The organism is Sphingomonas sp. PP-CC-3A-396 (assembly GCF_004343105.1).
GTDB lineage: Bacteria > Pseudomonadota > Alphaproteobacteria > Sphingomonadales > Sphingomonadaceae > Sphingomonas.
In genome coordinates this window covers 195175-217158 of sequence record NZ_SLYF01000006.1, presented here as the reverse complement: position 1 = coordinate 217158, position 21984 = coordinate 195175, and the positions used below count along the sequence as shown (strand labels likewise).

16 protein-coding genes and 1 tRNA gene are annotated in these 21984 nt (G+C 65.5%); 9 read left to right on the top strand and 8 right to left on the bottom strand.

Features of this window, described 5'->3' with window-relative positions:
* Positions 1–118: 118 nt before the first annotated feature.
* Positions 119–349, bottom strand: coding sequence for a twin transmembrane helix small protein (locus C8J40_RS13435; protein WP_132735390.1), 231 nt, complete (start codon positions 347–349; stop codon positions 119–121).
* A gap of 130 nt (positions 350–479) precedes the next feature.
* Between C8J40_RS13435 and C8J40_RS13430 the strand changes: the two genes are divergently transcribed.
* On the top strand, positions 480–830 hold the full coding sequence (locus C8J40_RS13430; RefSeq protein WP_132897430.1) for a DUF3147 family protein: 351 nt from the start codon (positions 480–482) through the stop codon (positions 828–830).
* A gap of 314 nt (positions 831–1144) precedes the next feature.
* Here C8J40_RS13430 and gluQRS read toward each other — a convergent pair whose 3' ends face one another.
* On the bottom strand, positions 1145–1981 hold the full coding sequence (gene gluQRS, locus C8J40_RS13425; RefSeq protein WP_132897429.1) for a tRNA glutamyl-Q(34) synthetase GluQRS: 837 nt from the start codon (positions 1979–1981) through the stop codon (positions 1145–1147).
* A 92-nt stretch (positions 1982–2073) separates the two neighbouring features.
* Between gluQRS and C8J40_RS13420 the strand changes: the two genes are divergently transcribed.
* The 3 genes from C8J40_RS13420 to ppc all read left to right on the top strand — a co-directional run bounded on the left by C8J40_RS13420 (position 2074) and on the right by ppc (position 6012).
* A complete protein-coding gene (locus tag C8J40_RS13420) occupies positions 2074–2640 on the top strand; it encodes an HNH endonuclease (protein ID WP_128453801.1) in 567 nt (188 codons plus the stop codon).
* Between the two features lie 26 nt (positions 2641–2666).
* Positions 2667–3041, top strand: a complete 375-nt coding sequence (locus tag C8J40_RS13415; RefSeq protein ID WP_132897428.1) for an EF-hand domain-containing protein — start codon at positions 2667–2669, stop codon at positions 3039–3041.
* Positions 3042–3336: 295 nt separating this feature from the next.
* Positions 3337–6012, top strand: coding sequence for a phosphoenolpyruvate carboxylase (ppc, locus tag C8J40_RS13410; RefSeq protein WP_132897427.1), 2676 nt, complete (start codon positions 3337–3339; stop codon positions 6010–6012).
* Between the two features lie 84 nt (positions 6013–6096).
* Here ppc and C8J40_RS13405 read toward each other — a convergent pair whose 3' ends face one another.
* Together C8J40_RS13405 and C8J40_RS13400 are read right to left on the bottom strand one after the other, a co-directional pair.
* Complete coding sequence (locus C8J40_RS13405) at positions 6097–6588, bottom strand: acyl-CoA thioesterase (protein ID WP_165911455.1); 492 nt, start codon at positions 6586–6588, stop codon at positions 6097–6099.
* Positions 6585–8639 carry a S9 family peptidase gene (locus C8J40_RS13400; RefSeq protein ID WP_132897425.1) on the bottom strand — a complete coding sequence of 685 codons (2055 nt, stop codon included), beginning with the start codon at positions 8637–8639 and terminating at the stop codon, positions 6585–6587. The genes C8J40_RS13405 and C8J40_RS13400 overlap by 4 nt, the downstream gene beginning before the upstream one ends.
* Positions 8640–9268: 629 nt before the next feature.
* Here C8J40_RS13400 and C8J40_RS13395 point away from each other — a divergent pair.
* Entirely contained in the window at positions 9269–11077 is a 1809-nt protein-coding gene (locus tag C8J40_RS13395; RefSeq protein ID WP_132897424.1) for an aminopeptidase P family protein, read from the top strand.
* On the opposite strand, the gene C8J40_RS20365 is transcribed toward C8J40_RS13395, so the two are convergent.
* Positions 11070–11207 (bottom strand): hypothetical protein, encoded by a 138-nt coding sequence (locus C8J40_RS20365; protein ID WP_165911454.1) that lies wholly within the window; start codon positions 11205–11207, stop codon positions 11070–11072. The genes C8J40_RS13395 and C8J40_RS20365 overlap by 8 nt on opposite strands.
* Before the next feature lie 89 nt (positions 11208–11296).
* Between C8J40_RS20365 and C8J40_RS13390 the strand changes: the two genes are divergently transcribed.
* Together C8J40_RS13390 and clpB are read left to right on the top strand one after the other, a co-directional pair.
* Positions 11297–11371 (top strand) — tRNA-Thr (locus C8J40_RS13390).
* Between the two features lie 317 nt (positions 11372–11688).
* A complete protein-coding gene (clpB, locus tag C8J40_RS13385; protein WP_132897423.1) occupies positions 11689–14268 on the top strand; it encodes an ATP-dependent chaperone ClpB in 2580 nt (859 codons plus the stop codon).
* A 36-nt stretch (positions 14269–14304) separates the two neighbouring features.
* Here the strand turns inward: clpB and C8J40_RS13380 are convergent, their stop codons facing one another.
* Positions 14305–15495, bottom strand: a complete 1191-nt coding sequence (locus C8J40_RS13380; RefSeq protein ID WP_243693380.1) for an aspartyl/asparaginyl beta-hydroxylase domain-containing protein — start codon at positions 15493–15495, stop codon at positions 14305–14307.
* Positions 15496–15689: 194 nt separating this feature from the next.
* Between C8J40_RS13380 and C8J40_RS13375 the strand changes: the two genes are divergently transcribed.
* Positions 15690–16760: a hypothetical protein gene (locus tag C8J40_RS13375; protein WP_243693379.1), complete on the top strand. Its 1071-nt coding sequence runs from the start codon at positions 15690–15692 to the stop codon at positions 16758–16760.
* A gap of 41 nt (positions 16761–16801) precedes the next feature.
* Here C8J40_RS13375 and C8J40_RS13370 read toward each other — a convergent pair whose 3' ends face one another.
* Positions 16802–17068: a hypothetical protein gene (locus C8J40_RS13370; RefSeq protein WP_132897422.1), complete on the bottom strand. Its 267-nt coding sequence runs from the start codon at positions 17066–17068 to the stop codon at positions 16802–16804.
* Between the two features lie 78 nt (positions 17069–17146).
* On the opposite strand from C8J40_RS13370, the gene C8J40_RS13365 reads away from it, so the two are divergent.
* Positions 17147–18793, top strand: coding sequence for a sulfotransferase (locus C8J40_RS13365; protein WP_132897421.1), 1647 nt, complete (start codon positions 17147–17149; stop codon positions 18791–18793).
* An 86-nt stretch (positions 18794–18879) separates the two neighbouring features.
* Here C8J40_RS13365 and C8J40_RS13360 read toward each other — a convergent pair whose 3' ends face one another.
* On the bottom strand, positions 18880–21897 hold the full coding sequence (locus tag C8J40_RS13360) for a TonB-dependent receptor (protein ID WP_347812470.1): 3018 nt from the start codon (positions 21895–21897) through the stop codon (positions 18880–18882).
* Positions 21898–21984: the final 87 nt, after the last annotated feature.

Genomic DNA, 21984 nt, shown 5'->3' with positions numbered 1-21984 from the left:
CACCCCAGCGGAGGCTGGGGTATCCCACGTGGTTCGCGACGCCCACCCAACAACGAGATTCCAGCTTCCGCTGGAATGACGGCAGAGTGCGAGCAACGTAGCCCCAATTGCAGTCCCCTTAGTTCCGCCCCGCCGCAAACAGGATCACCACCACGATCAGGATCGCCAGCGCCTGGAAGAAGATCCGCTGCTGCATCATCCGATTCGATTTCAGCGATGCCGCGCTCGGCCCACTGCCGTCGCGGACCTGCGCCGTGCCCTCCTGCAGGAACGACACGACGCCCCGCACCAGAGCCACGACGGTCGCGATCATCGCCGCGATCAGGAGGATGACGAGGAATGTGTTCATGACCAGAGTGTAAGCGCGCACCGGCGGGGTAGCAATGGCGTACCCGATGCCGGGAAATGACCCATGTTGCCGGGAAGCCTCATGGCGCCAACACCGTTGCGGAATGCCGCGCGGACGGCGCACATGGCGTATGCTCTATCTCGCGCTCAAAGCCCTGATTTCCGGTATCCTGATCGCCGCTGCATCGGAACTGGCCAAGCGCTATCCCGGTTTCGGTGCACTCGTGGCATCGTTGCCGCTTGTCTCTGTGCTCGGCATGATCTGGCTTTGGCACGACAAACCCGACCCCCGAACGATGGCCGCGCACGCCGGCGCGACCTTCTGGTACGTGCTGCCCTCGCTACCGATGTTCCTGCTGATCCCCGCGCTGTTGCGACATGGTGTACCCTTCTGGATGTCGCTGGTGGCGGGCTGCGTACTGACGATCGCGCTGTACGCGGCGATGACCTGGGCAGCGCCGAGACTGGGGATCGAGCTGTAGCGACGCGCTCCTCATCGATCCTCATCGATCAGCGCGACCACCCAGCACAAACACCACCCCGGCGAAGGCCGGGGCCCAGTTGGGGGACGTTGCTAACGGAGTGCCGCGCCTCGTTACTACGACCTTTCCAATTGGCCCCTGGGCTCCGCCGGGGTGGCAACACTGAGAAGCCACCGCGCGGCCACCATGTTTCCCCGCGAAGGCGGGGACCCAGTCTGGGCTCCCGCCTTCGCGGGAGAACAAGGAAATGCAGAGTGCGAGCCGTTATAAGGCCACCGTAGCCGAAGGATATTCGCACCACCTAGCTCAGGTGCTCACCTGACAGTCGCGAGCCGATCCCCACTCCGCACCCGAGCCGCCAACACCACCCCATCCTCCCCCGCCGCCCGCATCTCCGCCAACGACAACGCCCCATCGCGCTTAGCCAACCGCCGCCCCGCCGCATCCACCACCAGCGGATGATGATGATAGCGCGGCACCGGCAAACCCAGCAGCGCCTGCAACACCCGGTGCACGTGCGTCGCAGCAAACAAATCCACCCCCCGCACCACGTCCGTCACCCCCTGCGCGGCATCGTCGAGCGTCACCGCCAGATGATAGCTCGCCGGCGCATCCTTCCGCGCCAACACCACATCCCCCGGCGCCAGAGGATCTGCCACGACCCAACCCGCTGCAGCGTCATGCCAAGACAGCGCCCCCGTCTCGCCCACCGCCTTCGCCATATCCAGTCGCCAGCAGCACGCCCCCGTCCGCGCCGCAATCTCCGCCGCCGACAGCCCCCGGCAGATCCCCGGATAGATCGGCCCGACCTCCCCCTGCGGCGCAGAGGCACTCGCGGCGATCTCCGCCCGCGTACAGAAACAAGGATACACGAGCGCGCGCGCTTTCAACCCTTCCATCGCCGCGTCGTACGTCGCCAGCCGCTCCGACTGAAACACGAGCTCGTCCCACCGCAACCCAAGCCACGCCAGATCCTCGAGAATCCCGTCGACGAACTCCGGCCGACTCCGCGTCCCATCGATATCCTCGATCCGCAGCACGAACCGCCCGCCCCGCTCGCGCGCAAAGTCGTGCGCGCGGATCGCCGACGCCGCGTGGCCCAGATGCAGCCGCCCGGTCGGGCTCGGCGCGAACCGCGTCACGACACTCACCACGCTTGACCTGACGCCACGCGCCGTGCTGTCATGCCGTTGTCATCGCCATCGTCCATAGGGCGCCATGCGAAGCCTGAGTGGGAGGAGCCGTGTTTCACCCCGATCTGATGCGTCACCCGGATGGTTGTCCGGCGCTTGTGCTCAATGCCGATTACACGCCGCTTTCCTACTATCCGCTCAGCGTTTGGCCGTGGCAAACCGCGGTCAAGGCGGTGTTCCTCGATCGTGTCGACATCGTCGCCACCTATGAACGCGAAGTCCGCAGCGCCAATTTCGCGCTGAAGCTGCCCTCGGTGATCGCGCTCAAGCAGTTCGTCCGACCGTCGCAATTTCCCGCCTTCACCCGGTTCAACCTGTTCCTGCGCGACAAATTCACCTGCCAATATTGCGGCAAGCTGCGCGATCTCACCTTCGACCATGTCGTGCCGCGCGCGCAAGGCGGTCGTACTACGTGGGAGAACGTCGTCACCGCCTGCTCGCCCTGCAACCTCAAAAAGGGCGGACGCACGCCAAAACAGGCGGCGATGCCGCTCCACATCGAGGCGATCCGGCCGACCAACTGGCATCTGCAGGAACACGGCCGCAGCTTCCCCCCCAACTACCTGCACGACACATGGCACGACTGGCTCTATTGGGACGTTGAACTGGAAGCGTAACGGCCTTCAAGACGACGGGAGATTCTATGCAGGTGAAACTGGTGGCGGCGCTCGCCGCAGCGGGACTTTTTGTGTCCGCATGCGGCAACAAGGACGAGCAGCGCGCGCAGGCCGATGCCAACGCGGTAGGCTTCGTGCCCCCCTCGGTAACGTCGCGCCTAGATTTTGGCGCGAGCATGGAACGCCGTTTCCGCACGCTCGACCGCAACGCCGACGACCGCATCACCAAGGACGAACTCCCCGCACCGAACGCGCGCATCAAGGCGTTCGACCGCAACAAGAATGGCGTCATCACCGCGATCGAATGGAGCGAAGGCACGCTCGCCTGGTTCGACAAGATGGACCTGAACCACGACGGCACCGTCACGTCGGAAGAGCGCGCGGAATCGCGTAAACGCTGAGCGCTGGGCGGGCATGCCTTTGCGCCATCCTCAAATCCGGCTCCGCCACGCCCGACCCGAATCTGTCACCCCAGCCCCAAATCCGTCACCCCAGCGAAAGCTGGGGTATCTCTCGTTGCGCACGACGCTCGCCACACATTGAGCTCCCAGCTTTCGCTGGGATGACGAAGCAGGGATGCAAATCTAGGAACGCAAACAACTATATTACACTACCCCCGCCGTCTGCACTCGATTTCACGCATCACGCCCTCCATTCCCGGTTGACCTGAACCCTGCCGCAGCGCAGCAAGCAACCATGGCAAGCCTCCCCGCAATCGCGAACAATTCCGACATCCGCTTCCTCGGCAAACTTCTCGGCGACGTCATCCGCGCCTATGGCGGCGAGCGGCTGTTCGCGGCCACCGAGACGATCCGAAAAGCGTCGGTCGAGCGCCACCGCGACGCCTCCGAAGGCAAGCCCGGCGACGATCGCGCGGTCGATCTCAGCCTCGAAAAGCTCAGCCTCGACGAGACGCTAGATTTCGTCCGCGGCTTCATGCTCTTCTCGATGCTCGCCAACCTCGCCGAGGATCGCCAGGGCATCGCCGCGGAGGACGGCGCCGACCTCGCCTCCGCGATCGCCCAGCTCGAATCCGAAGGCATCGACCGCGCCCAGATCCGCACGCTGCTCGACCACGCGCTGATCGCCCCCGTTCTCACCGCGCACCCGACCGAAGTACGCCGCAAAAGCATGATCGACCACCGCAACCGCATCGCCGAGCTGATGGCGCTGCGCGATCTCGGCCGCGACACCACGCCCGATGGCGACAGCGTCGACGACGCGATCCTCCGCCAGATCGCGCTGCTCTGGCAAACCCGCGTCCTGCGCCGCGACCGCCTCTACGTCACCGACGAGGTCGACACCGCGCTCAGCTACCTGCGCGACGTGTTCCTCCCCGCGCTCCCCGCGCTCTACCAGCGCTGGGACCGCGCGCTCGGCGAACGCACGCCCAGTTTCCTGCGCCCCGGCAGCTGGATCGGCGGCGACCGCGACGGCAACCCCTATGTCACCGCCGACTCGCTCAAGACCGCGCTGGCGAAGGCGAGCGAAGCCGTGCTCGGCTACTATTGCGACGCAGTGCACGCGCTCGGCGCCGAACTCTCGATCTCGACCGAGCACGCCCCCGCCGACGCCGCGGTGCAGGCGCTTGCCGACGCCAGCGGCGACGATGCCGCCAGCCGCAGCGACGAGCCCTATCGCCGCGCGCTCTCCGGCATCTACGCCCGCCTGTCCGCGACGCACGACGCGCTCACGGGGAAGCACGCCCCCCGCCCCGGCCGCCTCGTCGGCGAGCCCTACGCCAATCCCGCCGACTTCCGCGCCGACCTCGTCACGCTCGCGCACGGCCTCGGCATCGCGCTCAAGACGGGCGGCGCGCTCGGCCGGCTGATCCGCGCGGTCGAGACGTTCGGCTTCCACCTCGCCACACTCGACCTTCGCCAGAACAGCGCCGTCCACGAGCGCGTCGTCGCCGAACTGCTGAAAGTCGCCGGCGTCGAGGACGATTACCTCGCGCTCGACGAGGATGCGCGCGTCGCGCTGCTCCGCCGCGAACTCGCCAACGCCCGCCCCCTCACCTCGCGCTTCGCCGAATATACCGAGGAAACCGCCGGCGAACTCGCGATCGTCCAGGCCGCCGCCGATGCGCACGCCGCGTACGGCCATCAGTGCATCACCAACTACATCGTCTCGATGGCGCAGTCGGTCAGCGACCTGCTCGAAGTGAACCTCCTGCTCAAGGAAGTCGGCCTCTACCGCCCCGGTGAGACCCCGACCGCCGCGATCATGGCGGTCCCGCTGTTCGAGACGATCGGCGATCTCGAAGCCGCCCCCGCCGTCATGACCGCGTGGTTCGCGCTCCCCGAGATCGCCACGATCTCCAAGGCACGCGGCCATCAGGAAGTGATGATCGGCTATTCCGACAGCAACAAGGACGGCGGCTACCTCACCTCCACCTGGCAGCTCTCGAAAGCCTCGACCGCACTAAAACCCGTTTTCGCCGCCGCCGGCGTCGGCATGCAGCTCTTCCACGGCCGCGGCGGCGCGGTCGGGCGCGGCGGCGGCTCGGCGTTCCGCGCGATCCGCGCGCAGCCCTCGGGCACCGTCCAGGGCCGCATCCGCATCACTGAGCAAGGCGAAGTCATCGCCGCGAAATACGGCACGCGCGACGCCGCGATGACCAATCTAGAAGCGATCGCCTCCGCCACTCTGCTCGCAAGCCTCGAGCCCGAACGCCTCTCCAACGCCGACAACGCCAGCTTCTCCGCGGCAATGGACACGCTCAGCGACACCGCATTCCACAGCTACCGCGATTTGGTTTATGGCACGGAGGGCTTCCGCACCTTCTTCCGCCAGATGACCCCGATCGCAGAAATCGCCGGGCTCAAGATCGGCAGCCGCCCCGCCAGCCGCACCAAATCCGACCGCATCGAAGACCTCCGCGCGATCCCCTGGGTGTTCAGCTGGGCGCAGGCGCGCGTCATGCTCCCCGGCTGGTACGGGGTAGGCCGTGCGATCGCCGATTTCGAGGACAAGGCGCTGCTGAAGGACATGGCGCAAGGCTGGCCGCTCTTCGCCTCCGCGCTCGCCAACCTGGAGATGGTGCTGGCCAAGTCCGACATCGGCATCGCCGAACGCTATGCCGGGCTCGTGGAAGACGACAAGCTCCGCGAGATCTTCACCACGATCCGCGACGGCTGGCACCAGACCCACGACGGCCTGCTCGCGGTAACAGGCCAGTCCCGCCTGCTCGAAAAGCACCCCGCGCTGGACGCCTCGATCCGCCTCCGCCTCCCCTATATCGAGCCGCTCAACCTCCTCCAGATCGAGCTGATCAAGCGTCGCCGAGCAGGCGAGGACGACCCCCGCATCGGCGAAGGCATCCTCCTATCCATCAACGCCATCGCGACCGCCCTGAGAAACAGCGGCTAATCCTCCCCGGAACGGGGAGGGGGACCAGCGAAGCTGGTGGAGGGGGCGGGCGGCAAAAGTACCAGCCGTGAGACTCGCCGTTGCCTAAGCACAACGCCTGTCTTCGCTCCGACACAACCGTAACGCTTGCGGCGCTCCCCCTCCACCACGCCGCTGCGCGTCGCGGTCCCCCTCCCCGTTCCGGGGAGGATAAAACGGCGCAGCGACATCCTCGCGCACCCGCATCAACCGCCCCGTCGCCCGATCCAGCAAAGCCCAGGTCGTCACCGCCTCCAGCTTCACCCGCCCATCATCGCCCAAAAACCGAACATGCCGATCGAACCGAGCCCCCTTCGGCGCGCCCTCGACCCAGGTCTCGCCAACAACCGTCTCCCCCGCGACGACACTCCCGCGGTAATCGATCTCATGCCGCGTCACGACCCACACATACGCCAGCTTGTGCTCGGCCGGCGCCACCGCCTCCCAATGTGCGGTTGCGATCGCCTGGATCCACTGCACCCAGACCGCATTGTTCACATGCCCCAGCTCATCGATATCCGCGTCCTGCGCCGTGATCGAGAGCGTGAACCGACTCACCCCGCGACGCCCAGCTGCCACAGCACGAACGCGTGTTCCTCCGCACCCTCACGCAGCGACTCGAACCGCCCCGACTTGCCGCCATGCCCCGCACCCATGTTGGTCTTGAGCAGCAGCACGTTGTCGTCGGTCTTCATCAGCCGCAGCTTGGCCGCCCACTTCGCCGGCTCCCAATAGGTCACACGCGGATCGTTCAGCCCTCCGGAAATAAACATCGGCGGATAGGCCTGCGCCTTTACGTTGTCGTACGGCGAATACGACCGGATCAACTCGAACGCCGCCTTGTCCTCGATCGGATTGCCCCATTCGGGCCATTCGCCCGGCGTCAGCGGCAAGCTCTCGTCGAGCATCGTGTTCAGCACGTCGACGAACGGCACGTCGGCGATCACCGCGCCCCACAATTCGGGATCGGAATTGACCACAGCCCCCATCAGCTCGCCGCCAGCCGATCGCCCGGCGATCGCGATCTTGCCCGCCGACGTCCACTTTGCGTCGACCAGCGCCTTCGCCACATCGACGAAATCGTTGAACGTGTTCGCGCGCTTCTCCAGCTTGCCGTCGAGATACCATTGCTGGCCAAGATCGTCGCCGCCACGGATATGCGCGATCGCATAGGCAAACCCGCGATCGAGCAAGCTCATCCGCCCGGTCGAGAAGCCCGGCGGGATCGCATAGCCATACGCGCCATACGCATAGAGGAACAAAGGCGCCGACCCGTCGCGCACGAACCCTGCCGGATACACGATCGAGACCGGGATCTCCGTCCCGTCCCGCGCGACGATCTTCAGCCGCTCGGTCGCGTATTTCGCCGCGTCATACCCGCTCGGGATTTCCTGCACCTTGAGCATCGTCCGCTCACCGGTATCGACGTCATAGTCGTACACCGTCCCCGGCGTGACCATCGACTCATACCCGAGCCGCAGCACCGTCATGTCATACTCGGGATTGTCGCCCAGCCCCGCGACATAGCTCGCCTCGGGAAACTCGATCCGCTTGCCCTCGGTCGGCGTCTCGTACCGATGAATCGCGATCTGATCGAGACCGTCCTCGCGCCCATCGACCACGAAGAAGTCCTGATAACACTCCACGCCCGTCATATAGAAATGCGGCGAGGCCGGAATCAGCTCGCTCCACGCATCCGGCTCCTCGACCAGCGCGGTGCAAAGCCGGAAATTCGGGTCGACGTCGTTGGTATGGATGAACAGCGTCCCGTCATGCTCGTCCACATCATATTCGCGGCCCACCTTCCGCGCCGAAACGAGGATCGGCACCGCCAAAGGCTCGTGCGCAGGCAGCAGATACAGCTCGCTCGTCACATGATCGCTGGTCGCAATCACGATCCACTTGCGCGAACTCGTCTCGCCGACGCCGACGCGAAAGCCCTCGTCTTCCTCGTAAAACAGCACGACGTCCTCGGAGATCGGCGTTCCCAGCCGGTGGAACCGCGCATTGTCCGTCCGCCACTGCTCGTTCGCCAGCCCGTACAAAAAGCCCGCATCGTCCGCGGTCCAGACGATCTCGCTGAGCATTCCCGGGATCACGTCGGGCAGGTGCTCGCCGGTATCCAGATCCTTGACCCGAACCTCGAACCGCTCGCTCCCGTTGTCGTCGATCGCATAGGCCAGATACCGCCCGTCATTGCTGACCGAGAACGCCCCAAGCCGGAAATACTCATGCCCCTCCGCCAAAGCCGGCTCGTCGAGCAACAACTCGTCGTCACCGCCCGCAACAGGTTTTCGCCACCATTTCTTGTACTGCCCGCCGGTCTCGTACGCGGTCCAGTACAGCCAATCGCCATCCTTCTGCGGCACCGAGGATTCATCCTCCTTGATGCGCGCCTTCATCTCTTCGTAGATCGTGTCGACCAGCGCGGTATGCGGCGCCATCTGCTCTTCGAAATACACATTCTCGGCAGCGAGATACGCGAGCACGTCGGCGTCATCGACTTCCGGATAGTTCGGGTCCTTCAGCCACGCATAGGGATCCTCGATCGTCACGCCATGCGTGGTGAAGCTGTGCGAGCGCTGTTTGGCGATGGGGGGCGTGGTCATCCCGGTGTGTTAGCCGTGCCCGGTGTGGAAGCCAAACGCCGTGGCATCGGAGAGAACCGATCCCCACCCCACCCCACCACCCCGGCGAAGGCCGGGGCCCAACTGGAAAGGTCGAAGTAACGGCGCACAGTCCTCCGTTACCATCGCCCCCCCCAATTGGGCCCCGGCCTCCGCCGGGGTGGTGCGATTGGTGCGAGCGACCGTGCACCAAACGTGTTTCCCCGCGAAGGCGGGGACCCAGTCTGGGCTCCCGCCTTCGCGGGAGAACAAGAACCGGAAACGTACGATAGCAGCTAAGAACACCACCCCGGCGAAGGCCGGGGCCCAGTTGGAAAGGTCGAAGTAACGACGCGCTGCGCTTAGTTAGCGACATCTCCCAACTGGGCCCCGGCCTCCGCCGGGGAGGTGACGAAAGTTCGCCGTAGACACAGCAACGATGTTGAGCCCCGCCCGCACCCGCTGTCCTACACATCTGCATTCTGTCACAACGCCCGGCATGAACCATGACCGCCAATCCGCGCCCATACCCATACCGTCGCGCCCGTCCCCCACGCCCACCAGGGGCAAGTATTGAAACCTCGCCAGCGTCTGCACTTTCTATACTTCACTTTTGACGAGAGACCGAACCGATGACCCCGACCGCCCGCTTAGCCGACCGCCTCGTGGCCCTCCGCGCCCAGCTAACCACCGATAATCTCGACGGTTTCGTCATCCCGCTCACCGATGAACACATGAGCGAATATGTCGGCGGCTACGCACAGCGCCTCGCCTGGCTCACCGGCTTCGGCGGCTCGGCCGGCACCGCGGTCGTCCTCGCCGACCGAGCCGCGATCTTCACCGACGGCCGCTACACGATCCAGGTCCGCGAACAGGTCGACGGCGCGCAGTGGGACTACGCCGACGTCCCCCAGACCAGCCCCGCCGCCTGGCTCGCTAAGCACGCCCCCGAAGGCGGCCGGATCGGCTACGACCCGTGGCTCCACACCGGAATTTGGGTCGCGGAAGCCACCACGGCCCTCGCCGACCACGGCGCGACGCTGGTAGCGGTCGACGCCAACCCCATCGACGCGATCTGGACCGACCGCCCCGCCCCCTCCCCCGCCAAGCTCACCGTCCAGCCCGACCAGTTCACCGGCGCGTCCTCCGCCGAAAAGCGCGCGAAGATCGCCGACTGGCTCTCCCAACAGAACGCGGACGCCGTCGTCCTCACCGCACTCGACTCCATCGCCTGGGCGCTCAACATCCGCGGCGACGACGTCGACCACACCCCCGTAGCGCTATCCTACGCGATCGTCGGCGCGGACGGCACCACCGACCTGTTCGTCGCCCCAGACAAGCTCGACGACACCGTCCGTCAACATCTCGGCAACGCGGTCCGCCTCCACGACCGCAGCGCCTTCGCAGCGGCCCTCGCCACCTATGCCGGCAAGCGCGTCGCCGCCGATCCCGAACGCGCGGTCGCCGCGATCACGCAAGCACTCCAGGCCGGCGGCGCGAAGATCCTCCCCCTGCGCGACCCCGTCGTCCTCGCAAAAGCCATCAAGAATCCAGTCGAGATCGCCGGGCACCGCGCCGCCTCCGCCCGCGACGGCGCCGCACTCGCGCGCTTCCTCCGCTGGGTCGAGAGCGAATGCGTGAAAGGCGGCCAGACCGAACTCAGCGCCGCCGCCAGGCTGCTCGCCTTCCGCGAACAGACCGGCGTTCTGAAGGACACGTCGTTCGACACGATCTCCTCGACCGGCCCGCACGGCGCGATCCCGCACTACCACGTCACCGAGGAATCGAGCGCGCCGATCGAACCCGGCCAGCTCTACCTGATCGACTCCGGCGGCCAATATGCGGACGGCACCACCGACGTCACGCGCGTCATGCCGATCGGCGAACCGACCGAAGAGATGCGCGACCGCTTCACGCGCGTCCTCAAGGGCCATATCGGCATCGCCACCGCGGTCTTCCCCGACGGCGCGATGGGCGGCCAGATCGACGCCTTCGCCCGCCGTCCGCTCTGGGAAGCCGGCCTCGATTTCGGCCACGGCACCGGCCACGGCGTCGGTGCGTATCTCGCGGTGCACGAGGGCCCGCAACGCATCGCCGCGCCCAACTACCCCGGCGGCGCAGCGATGGAGCCGCTACGCGCCGGCATGATGCTCTCCAACGAGCCCGGCTATTACAAGGCCGGCGAATACGGCATCCGCATCGAGAACCTCATCCTGATCGAACCGCGCGAGATCCCCGGCGCCGACCGCGCAATGCTCGGTTTCGAAACGCTCACCTTCTGCCCGATCGAGCGCACACTGATCGAGCCCGCGCTGCTAACGCCGCAGGAGCGCCAATGGGTCGACGACTATCATGCCAAGGTATTGGCTGTCCTCACCCCCGAAATGACCAATACGGAGGATCGCGCCTGGCTCGCTGGAAAATGCGCACCCCTTACTTGAACGGCTCGTCCCCGGTTGCAGGCGCGGCGCTTACCGCCCGCGCCTGCGCCTTCCGCCGCCGCAGGTTCTCGCGCAGCGCCGCAGCCATGCGCTCCGCCTTTTCCGCCGCCTTTCTATCCCGGTCATCCATAAATCCGCCCTACATCGCCGCACGACAGCTTGACAACCGCGCCGCCCTCGTCTCTTAGCCCCACTCCGCCGGCAGCGATGCCGACGAGTGCTGCCGTAGCTCAGTGGTAGAGCGCATCCTTGGTAAGGCTGAGGTCGTGAGTTCAATCCTCACCGGCAGCACCAGTTTTTTTGACTTCTCTCCCGCAGCGGGCGCTCGACGAGCACCCTGCGGAGAGAACCGTCACCTTGCCACCTCATGCTCGTAAGCTCGGCATTGGGAGCCCGCCACCGGCAGAAATGCCGCTCGCGCGAGCGTTTTTAGCGTTCCTGGCTAACCCCGACCTTGTCGCCACGTAAGCACGGCACGCCTCCAGGGTAGGCCGCTCCGGTTTTATGTATCGGTTCGATGGCACGTGCTAGCATCTCCCAAAAGCTCTTGTGTTGCTCAAATGCAACACCATCTTTTGGCCAGATACCGAACCATCCCACAGGAATTCGTCATGAACATCGACAAATTCACCGACCGCGCGAAGGGCTTCCTGCAATCCGCGCAGACCGTCGCGATCCGCATGAACCATCAGCGCATCGCCCCCGAGCATCTGTTGAAGGCGCTGCTGGAGGACGAGCAGGGCATGGCCGCAGGGCTGATCGCGGCCGCAGGCGGCGACGCCAAGCGCGCGACCTCGGAAACCGATCTCGCGCTGGCCAAAATTCCCGTCGTGTCCGGCTCGGGCGCGCAGACCACGCCGGGGATCGACAACGACGCGGTGCGCGTGCTCGACCAGGCCGAGCAGATCGCGAGCAAGGCGGGCGACAGTTTCGTTACCGTCGAGCGGCTGCTGGTTGCGCTCTCGCTCTCGCTCAACACCGCCGCGGGCAAGGCGTTGAAGGCCGGCGGCGTGACGCCCGAGGGGCTCAACACCGCGATCAACGCCGTCCGCCAGGGCCGTACCGCCGACACCGCGGGCGCCGAGGACCGCTATGATGCGCTCAAGAAATTCGCGCGCGACCTGACGCAGGCGGCGCGCGACGGCAAGCTCGACCCCGTCATCGGTCGCGACGAGGAGATCCGCCGCACCATCCAGATCCTCGCCCGCCGGACCAAGAACAACCCTGCGCTGATCGGCGAACCCGGCGTCGGCAAGACCGCGATCGCGGAAGGGCTGGCCCTTCGCATCGCCAATGGCGACGTGCCCGATACGCTGAAAGATCGCCGGCTGATGTCACTCGACATGGGCTCGCTGATCGCGGGTGCGAAATATCGCGGCGAGTTCGAGGAGCGGCTGAAAGGCGTGCTCGACGAGGTGAAGGCCGCCGAGGGCGACGTCATCCTGTTCATCGACGAGATGCACCAGCTGATCGGCGCGGGTAAATCCGAGGGCGCGATGGACGCGGGCAACCTGCTCAAGCCGGCGCTTGCACGCGGCGAATTGCACTGCGTCGGCGCGACCACGCTCGACGAATATCGCAAATATGTCGAGAAGGACCCGGCGTTGCAGCGGCGGTTCCAGCCCGTCATGGTCGGCGAACCGACCGTCGAGGACACGATCTCGATCCTGCGCGGGCTGAAGGAGAAGTACGAGCTCCACCACGGCGTGCGGATCACCGACGGCGCGATCGTCGCCGCCTCGACGCTGTCGAACCGCTACATCACCGACCGCTTCCTCCCCGACAAGGCGATCGACCTGATGGACGAGGCCGCGTCGCGGATCCGCATGGAAGTCGAATCGAAGCCCGAGGCGATCGAAAATCTCGACCGGCGGATCATCCAGCTGAAGATCGAGCGCGAGGCGTTGAAGCGCGAGACCGACGATGCGTCGGTCGACCGGCTCGACACGCTGGAAGGCGAACTCGTCAACCTGGAGGAGCAATCCGCCGAACTGACGACGCGGTGGAAGGGCGAGAAGGACAAGATCAACGCCGAGGCGCGGCTGAAGGAACAACTCGACGCCGCGCGGCTCGAGCTGGAGCAGGCACAGCGGTCTGGCGATCTCGCGAAAGCGGGCGAGCTGTCCTACGGCACGATTCCGGGATTGCAGCGTCAGCTCAACGAGGCGGCAGGCGCGACCAAGGGCGCGATGCTGCGCGAGGAAGTGACCGCGGACGACATCGCCGGCGTCGTCAGCCGCTGGACCGGCATCCCGGTCGAGAGGATGCTGCAGGGCGAGCGCGACAAGCTGCTCGCGATGGAGGCGACGATCGGCAAGCGCGTGATCGGCCAGGCGCACGCGGTGAAGGCGGTCTCGACCGCGGTCCGCCGTGCGCGTGCGGGGTTGCAGGATCCGAACCGGCCTTTGGGCTCGTTCCTGTTCCTCGGGCCAACGGGCGTCGGCAAGACCGAGCTAACCAAGGCGCTGGCCGAGTTCCTGTTCGACGATCCGTCGGCGATGGTCCGCATCGACATGAGCGAGTTCATGGAGAAGCACGCGGTCGCGCGGCTGATCGGCGCCCCTCCGGGCTATGTCGGGTACGAGGAAGGCGGCGTGCTGACCGAGGCGGTGCGCAGGCGGCCGTATCAGGTGATCCTGTTCGACGAGGTCGAGAAGGCCCACGGCGACGTGTTCAACGTGCTGTTGCAGGTGCTCGACGACGGGCGACTGACCGATGGCCAGGGGCGCACGGTGGATTTCAGCAACACGTTGATCATCCTGACGTCGAACCTCGGCAGCCAGTACCTCGCGAACATGGCGGAGGGCGACGACGTATCGTCGGTCGAGCCGCAGGTGATGGAGATCGTCCGGTCGCACTTCCGACCCGAATTCCTCAACCGGCTCGACGAGGTGATCCTGTTCCACCGCCTCGGTCAGTCGCACATGGCACCGATCGTCGACATCCAGGTATCCCGCGTCGACAAACTGCTCGCCGACCGCAAGATCGTCCTCGACCTGACGGATGCGGCGAGAGCGTGGCTCGGACGGGTCGGCTATGATCCGGTGTACGGCGCGCGGCCGTTGAAGCGTGCGGTGCAGCGCTATCTGCAAGACCCGCTCGCCGACATGATCCTGCGCGGCGAGGTCAAGGACGGCTCGACCGTCAAGGTCGACGAAGGCGACGGCAAGCTGGTGCTCCAGGTCGCCTAAGCGGAGCGAGAGCGGCGTTACCAACGCCGCTCTCGCTCAGTCGCCGATCTGCGCGCGAAGATCATAGCCGTTCGCGTCTGCTACAGGGAAGAACGCGCGCAGGACGTCGCGCTCCACCTCGGTGAGATACGGGTTCCAGACATCGAAGATTAGGATCGCACGCAGTTGATCGGAACGGTTCCACGCCTCGTGTTCGATCGTGTCGTCAAACGCCCACGCCTCGCCGACCCGCCATTCGCGCGTCTCACCGCCGACCCGGAACCCGCATTTGTCGGGCACGATCAGCGGCAGATGGATGATCGCGCGAACGTTGCTGACGCCGGTATGCGCGGGAAGGCGCGTGCCGGGTCGCAGCAGTGAAAAGAAAACGGAGGGTGCGCGGGCGGGCAAGTCGGCGAGCGGCAGTGCCTCGATCGCAGCGGCGGTCTGCGGACAGCGCGCGCAGGCGGCATCGTCACGAACGCCGTTTTTCCACAGGTGGAACGCACCCCAGTCGAGCCGGTTGTCGAGCGCCGACCATTTGTTCTCGGGCGTGCCTGGCTGCATCACTACATAAGGCTGGATGCCGGGCGAGTCCGCCGCCAGTAGCGCCTCCAGTTCGGTACGGATGATGTCGGTCTGCGCTTCGATCTGCGCGAGCCACGGAAAATGCGCGCGATCAAAGAACTCATCGGCGGGTAGGAACGGGACGTGCAGGCCGGAACAGATGTTCGTGTATATCCGCCGCCGCCCGATCAACGCGTCGATGCACCCGTCGACACGCCGCCGGTCGCCGGCCGCAATGCCGTCGCGCAATCGGGCAAGGCCAGTGTCGACCGCCTCGGCAAACGCCGCCTGCTGTCGCGCGACGAAGGCATGCGCGTGTGCCAGCATCGTATCGATCGCGGGCGTGCGGTCTTCGAGCAGCACCGACATCGCCAGGACCCCGCTCCAGCGTTCGGCGGCGCGATCGTCTTCACCGCGTCGCTCGAACAATTCGGCAAGCCGTACTAACGCCATGAAATGCCGCTGGTCGATCGCCAGCGCGCCTTCCAACGCGGCTTGCTCGCCGTCGTCGTTGCCACTCTCGCGCATCGCCGTGGCCAGATTGATGTGCAGTTCGGGCGCAACCGGATCGGCGGCGATCGCCCGCCGGAACAAGGCGGCAGCTTCGATCGGTGCAGCACGCGCCAAAGCCTGTCGTCCCAGGATATTGAGCGCAAGCGGATGATCGCCGGTCGTCGCCAATACGAGGCGACATAACCGCGCCGCCTCATCGGCATTTCCCGCTCGTTGCGCCTGCCTCGCCGCACCCAGAAGAGTCTCGATCTCCCTATGGCCCACAATTTGATTCATGCCCGCCCGTGCCCCCAAAATCGCGACCAAGCTTACCGCGATTGCACGGGTGGACAAGCGACCGTTTCGTCGCGCAGTTGGGCTATATGGTCAGTCCAACATCCCCGCAGTTTCCAACGCTCGCAGCAGCGGTAACCGCGACCGCATACGATGCCGAATGGCTGGCGCACCGCTATGACCCCGTCCAGGATGCCGTCCACCTTCTGCCGGTCTCCCGCGCCGTGCATCGCACATCGATTTTCCTGACTGAGGAACATCTGCCCGACGACCTGGAGCCGCTGGTTTTACCACGCCGTGCGATCATCGCTGCGGCGCCGCCGACCGCCCCGCTCCATTTCGTGTTCCACTCGGCCTTTTGTTGTTCGACGCTGGTCGCGCGCGCGTTTGACCGTTCCGGTTGGGCGATGGGACTGAAGGAGCCGACGATCCTCAACGATCTGATCGGCTGGCGGCGTCGCGGCGATAAGGGCCCCGACATGGCGAGCGTACTCGACGACGTACTCACCCTGCTGGCGCGGCCGTTCGCACCGGGCGAGGCGGTGATTGTAAAGCCGTCGAATGCGATCAACGCGCTCGCCGCGCCAATCCTGACGCTGCGTCCGGAGTCGCGTGCGCTACTGCTCTACGCGCCGCTGCGGACGTATCTCGGATCGGTCGCCAAGAAAGGTATCGACGGGCGACTTTGGGTGCGCGTGCTCTTGCTCGGGTTGCTCGACGACAAGCTGGTCGATCTCGGTTTTGCGCCACGCGACTATCTAGGGCTGACCGATCTCCAAGTCGCCGCGGTCGGCTGGCTTGCGCAACAGATGCTGTTCGCTCGGCTCGTCGAACGGTTCGGCGCGGACCGCGTGCGGACGCTCGACAGCGAGCGACTGACGGGAAATCCGGCCGTCGCCATGCGTCGATTGGTGACGCTTTTCGGGCTGGATCTGGATGATGCGGGCCTGGACGCGATCGTGACGGGCCCGGCGTTCACGCGTCATTCGAAGCTCGAAGCGGATTTTGGGATCGCGGATCGTGCCGAGGAGCACCGCGACGCCGCCGACACGCATGCCGACGAGATCGCAAAGGTCCTGGTCTGGGCGCAGGCGGTCGGTGCCGCCGCCGGGGTTGCGCTCACGCCCCCTGCCCCCCTCGTCGAGATGTCGCGCCGCTGACCGCATCCGGTCGAGACGCCTTGCGGCGGAGGCGCGTGCGTTCAGCCGCAGGGCTGTCCCATCGACACATCCTTGCAGGACGAGCTCCCGGTCGACTGGCGCAACAGATCGCGGTCGCGCTCCCATTCGCGTTTGGTCTTGCAGATACGGTAGCCGTCGACCAGCGATCCCGTCCTGATGAATTTCTTGCAGATCATCTTGGCGCCCGGATCGGCGGACTTTTCGCCAACGTCCTTCTGCGGCGGTGAAGCGACGGCACTGGCGGCGATCGGCATCAGCAACGCCGCGGCGACGAAGAAACGCATCATGGTCGAGTCCCTTGCATACCTGGGGGCGGTACCCCCAAGACTTGTGGCAGATCAGACGTCATTTCGAAAAGGCTAAAAATGCGACAGACGGGAAGCCGCAAACCCACCACCGCGCGCGATCCGGTATTGCGTGCGAAGATCGACCGCGCACTAGCGGGCAATGCGATCGCGCAGGCTGCAAAATTGGCCGAAACCGCGCTAGCGCGGGGCGATGTCGACCCGATGCTGCTCAATCTCGCCGCGTGGCAGCGCGAAGAGTCGGGCGATTACGCGGGCGCGCATCGCCTGCTCCGGCAGGCGCTTACGCTGGCGCCGGGGGATCCGCTGATCCTCGGCGCGATCGGCGCGGTACTGCGCAAGGAAGGTTTGCTCGACGAGGCTGCAGCGGTGCTCGACCAGGCGCTTGCAGTTGCGCCGTTTCACGCAGCGACGTGGCTCGAGCGCGGCTATGTCTACGATGCATTGCGATCCTGGGCGGACGCGAAGGTCAGTTACGCGCAGGCGCTGGCGCTCGATCCGATGCTGGCACCGGCGTTGGCCAAGCTCGCGGACGGGGCCGCGAAGGACGGCGATGCGGCAACCGGGCGCCAGCTCGCGGATCGTGCGCTGGCGATCGACCCGCGCGAGCCGACCGCGTTGTGCGCACTGGCGACGATCGACATCGAAGCGCGCGACGGGACGGCAGCGGAAGCGCGGATGACCGCCTTGCTCAAGACCGCGGTGAAGGGCGATGATCGCACCCGCGCCTTCACGCTGCTCGGCGACGCGCTCGACCGGCAGGATCGGACGCGGGACGCGTTTGCCGCCTATGGTCGCGCGCAGACGAATTTCCGGTCGATCTACACTGCACAATTGTCACCGACTGCGGACCGCCCCTCGCATCGCAGCTTTATCGAGACGATCGCGGCACAGGTTCGCGATACGCCCCCCGCCCCCCGCGCGATCGTCGACGGTGCGGTTGCCGGTGCGGCGGCGCGACACGTGTTCCTGCTCGGTTATCCGCGGTCCGGGACGACACTGGTCGAGAACGTGCTGGCGAGCGCACCCGACGTCGTCGCGCTCGAGGAACGCGATACGCTGGTCGATACCGACGAGGTGCTGGTCGCGAACGACGGGACGATGCCGTCGCTCGACACGCTCGACCTCGCAACGATCGACGCGTTGCGCGCGGCCTATTGGCGGCGGGTGACGACGATGGCGGGCAGCGTCGTCGGCAAGTCGTTCGTCGACATGAACCCGTTCAACGGGATCAAGCTGCCGATCATCGCGCGACTATTTCCCGACGCCAAGATCCTGATCATGCGCCGCGATCCACGCGACATCGTGCTCAGCTGCTACCGTATCAACTTCACCCCGAGCACCGCCGCGTGGGCGTTCAGCGATCTGGCGGAAACCGCGCGCCACTACGATGCGCTGATGCAGTTGACCGAATTGTGCCGCGATCGCCTGCCGCTGGCGTTTCACGAAGTCCGGTACGACCGGCTGGTGACCGACTTCGAGGCGACCGTGCGCGATCTCGCCGCGTTCCTCGACCTGCCCTGGACCGAGGACTTCCGCAAATTCGATCGCACCGCGCAGACGCGTGGCGTGCGCACCGCCAGCGCGACGCAGGTGCGCCGCGGCCTGTTCGACGGACGGGGGCAATGGCGGCGTTATGCCGACGACCTCGCACCGGTTCTGCCGATCCTAGCGCCCTGGGTCGAACGCTTCGGGTTCGACGCCTGAACGGAGAGCAGGGCGAAGACCTGGGACGCATAAAAAAAGGGGCAGGCCGAAGCCCGCCCCTTCTTCAGACGATCGGTGCGATCCGATCAGAACTTCATGCGTGCGCCGAACTGGAAGCGGCGACCGATCGCGTCATAGGTCGACGGGAAGGTGTTGCCGCTGTTGAACGACGTCGAACCGATCGTGCCACCGACGATCGGAGGCGCCTTGTCGAGCAGGTTGGTGACGGTGACCGTAAAGTCGAGGTTGTCGCCAACGCCGATGCGGGTCGCCAGATCGAGGTAGTTATACGCCTTGATCTTGCTAAAATCGACGACTTCGCCAGCGAGAGCGCCCGAGCCGATCGTACCGGCGAAGGCGGTGACGCCGTCTTCGACCTTCATGCTGCCAACGTGACGCCACAGGAGCGAGATGTCCGCAGGACCGAAGGTCAGCGTGGTACGCTGGTTCCACGTGAACGCGGGCTGGAGCGAACCTGCCGCGGAGCTTGGACCTGCCGAACCCGGCGAACCGCAGTTGCTGCTGTAGAGCCCGACGCACTCGCGATACTGCGAGATCGGCGTTGCCTTGAACTTCGAGCGGTTCGTCCAGTTGCCCTGGAAGCTGAGGTTCAGCTTCGTGAAGCCGAGATCGCGGCGATAGTTCGCACCGAGATCGATACCGTCGGTCAGGATACGACCCTGGTTCGACGGCGTGAAGTTCAGACCGCCCGTCGTTGCAGGATCGCCATCGAGAGCACCCGTGACCGGGTTGCGACGGATCACCGTGCAGAGCGGGTTCGAAGCGCTGGCTGCGTTGACGTTGACGGCGCCACCGGCTGCGACGCCCTGACCGAAGCATGCATCGATCGCGTCACCAGGCAATGGCTGCGAAATCGCATTGCGGATGCTGATGTTATAGTAATCGACCGTGATCGACAGACCCGGAATGAAGTGCTTCGGCTGGATGACGACGCCGAACGTGTAGGAGTCCGAAGTTTCCGGACGCAGTGCCAGGCTGCCGGAGAACGTTGCCGCCGGCTGTCCTGCAGTCGGGTTCCGGATCAGGCCGATCGAGGCTGCCGGAGCACCCTGCCCAAGGCAGACTGCTGCCAGGTTGGCGTTCGTTGCAGGCCCAGCATACGTTGCCGTCGTGCGGCACGGATCCTGCGCCAGGTTGGTCAACCCGACGCTCGATGGCGAGAACAGCTCGGCGATGTTCGGCGCACGAACCGCACGCTGATAGTTGCCGCGCATCTTCAGGCCATCAAACGGCTCCCAGCTACCGCCGCCCTTGTAGGTGGTCGTGTTGTAGCTCGGGTTGTTATCCGCGAACACCTTGTAGTCCGAATAGCGCACGCCAGCTTCGACCGTCAGGCTGCGGAAGAACGGACGATCCGCGATCAGCGGCGCGATCAACTCGCCATAGCCTTCGACGACTTCATAACCGCCGTTGAAGTTCAGGACTGCACCACCGGCGCCGCCGAGCTCACCCGCGGTCTGCGACAGCGTATCGGCGCTCTGCGAGCCCTTGTACTTGCGATACTCGGTCCCGGCAGCGAAGCCGACCGGCTCACTCGCCAATGGCGACGAGAAACCGAAATCGCCGGTCAGCAGCGCGCGGGCCTGGGCCAGCGACGCGAACTGACGGGTCGTGCTGTCTGCCGTCAGATACCCAATCTGGTTGGGCGTGATCGAACCGTCCGCACCGAAGATGTTGAGCGGAACGCAACCGCTGCCTGCGTTGGTGCCCGCACCGCCGGCGGCGAGGACAACCGTTTGGCCGCTCGCATTGACGGTCGTGACCGCAGGCGAAGCCGCGAGGCAGCTCGTCGTGTTGGTCGCGAACAATGCCGTGCGCGCACGCGACGCCAGCACATAACCCGACTGCGTCTGGCGGTTCTCCGACTCACCATAGCCACCCGACACGTCGAGGTTGATCGAGTTCGTGATCCCGATCTTGGCGCCAGCGTGGTAATCGAAGATCTGGGTGACGAACTGCGAGAGACGCGGACCGACTTCAGTGCTGCGACGACCGATCGTCGTCGTGATCGCGCGGAAGTTCGGGTCAGAGAGGCTCGTCGCCGATGCCGCTGCGGTGCACTCGGCCGCCGTCAGCTGACGGTTGATCAAAACAGGCGTACCACCGCCCGGGAACGAATATGCCGGGTTGGCAGCGCAGAATTGCGCGCGCGCCGTTGCCGGCAGATACGGATTGCTGAGCGGGATGAGTGCGGACGTGCCGAACAGACCCGACGGTGCAATCACCGTGTTGACGGTGTTCTTCGAGAACATGCCGCGCGTGTAGACTTGGACGTTGTCGGCGACATCGTAATGCGCGGCAGCGTACAGGTTGTAGCGCTTGAACGGCGTCTGGAACACGTTGTACGGATTGAAGTTGAAGCCGTCGCGCGAGGCCACATACGGACGCAACGTACCGGTCTCCGGCACGAGCGCATTCTGTGCGCTGCCAACCGTGAAGCGGCCTGGAACCGTCGTGCCCGAACCACCACGACCACCCGAGGTCGACGTGTAGTTGTTGAACGAGATGCGACGCGAACCCTGATAAATCGGGTCCGACTTCTGGTAGCCGATCGAGAGCACTGCGTTGCCCTTGTCATCAGCGAAGTTGCCGCCGATGGTCAGGTCCGCACGGGTCGACGCGCCATCGCCCTTTTCGGTGATGCCCTTGGAGAGGTTAAGCTCCATGCCCGAGAAATCGGAGCGGGTGATGAAGTTGCCGAGACCGCGAAGATCGACGAACGACGCACCGCCGTTGCCGTTGTTGACGTTCTGGCCGATCGACGCGACGACGCCCGGAAGATCGCGGATCAGCGACTCGGCGTTGCCCGACTGACGCAGCGCGATCTCTTCCTGGCCGATCACTGCAACCGGGCTAGACGAAATCAGGTTCGGGTTACGGATCAACGTACCGGTGACGACGACTTCGCCCGTGCTGCTCGCGTCTGCGGGAGGCGCCGATTCCTGGCTCGAAATGCCAGCGGCGGGGGCCGCGGCGTCGGTGCTCTGGATGCCCGTCTTGGGCTGGCTGGCGGGATTGGCGTCCTGCGCGAAGGCGGGATTGGCAGCGATCACGGCGCCGACCAGCAAGGTCGAAGCCAACAAGCGCGAACGATATGGAGCAAGCATGAAAAGTCCCCTTTCATGATCCGTTGTCCGGACCATCTTCCGACGTTTGCCGGTTAGATGTTG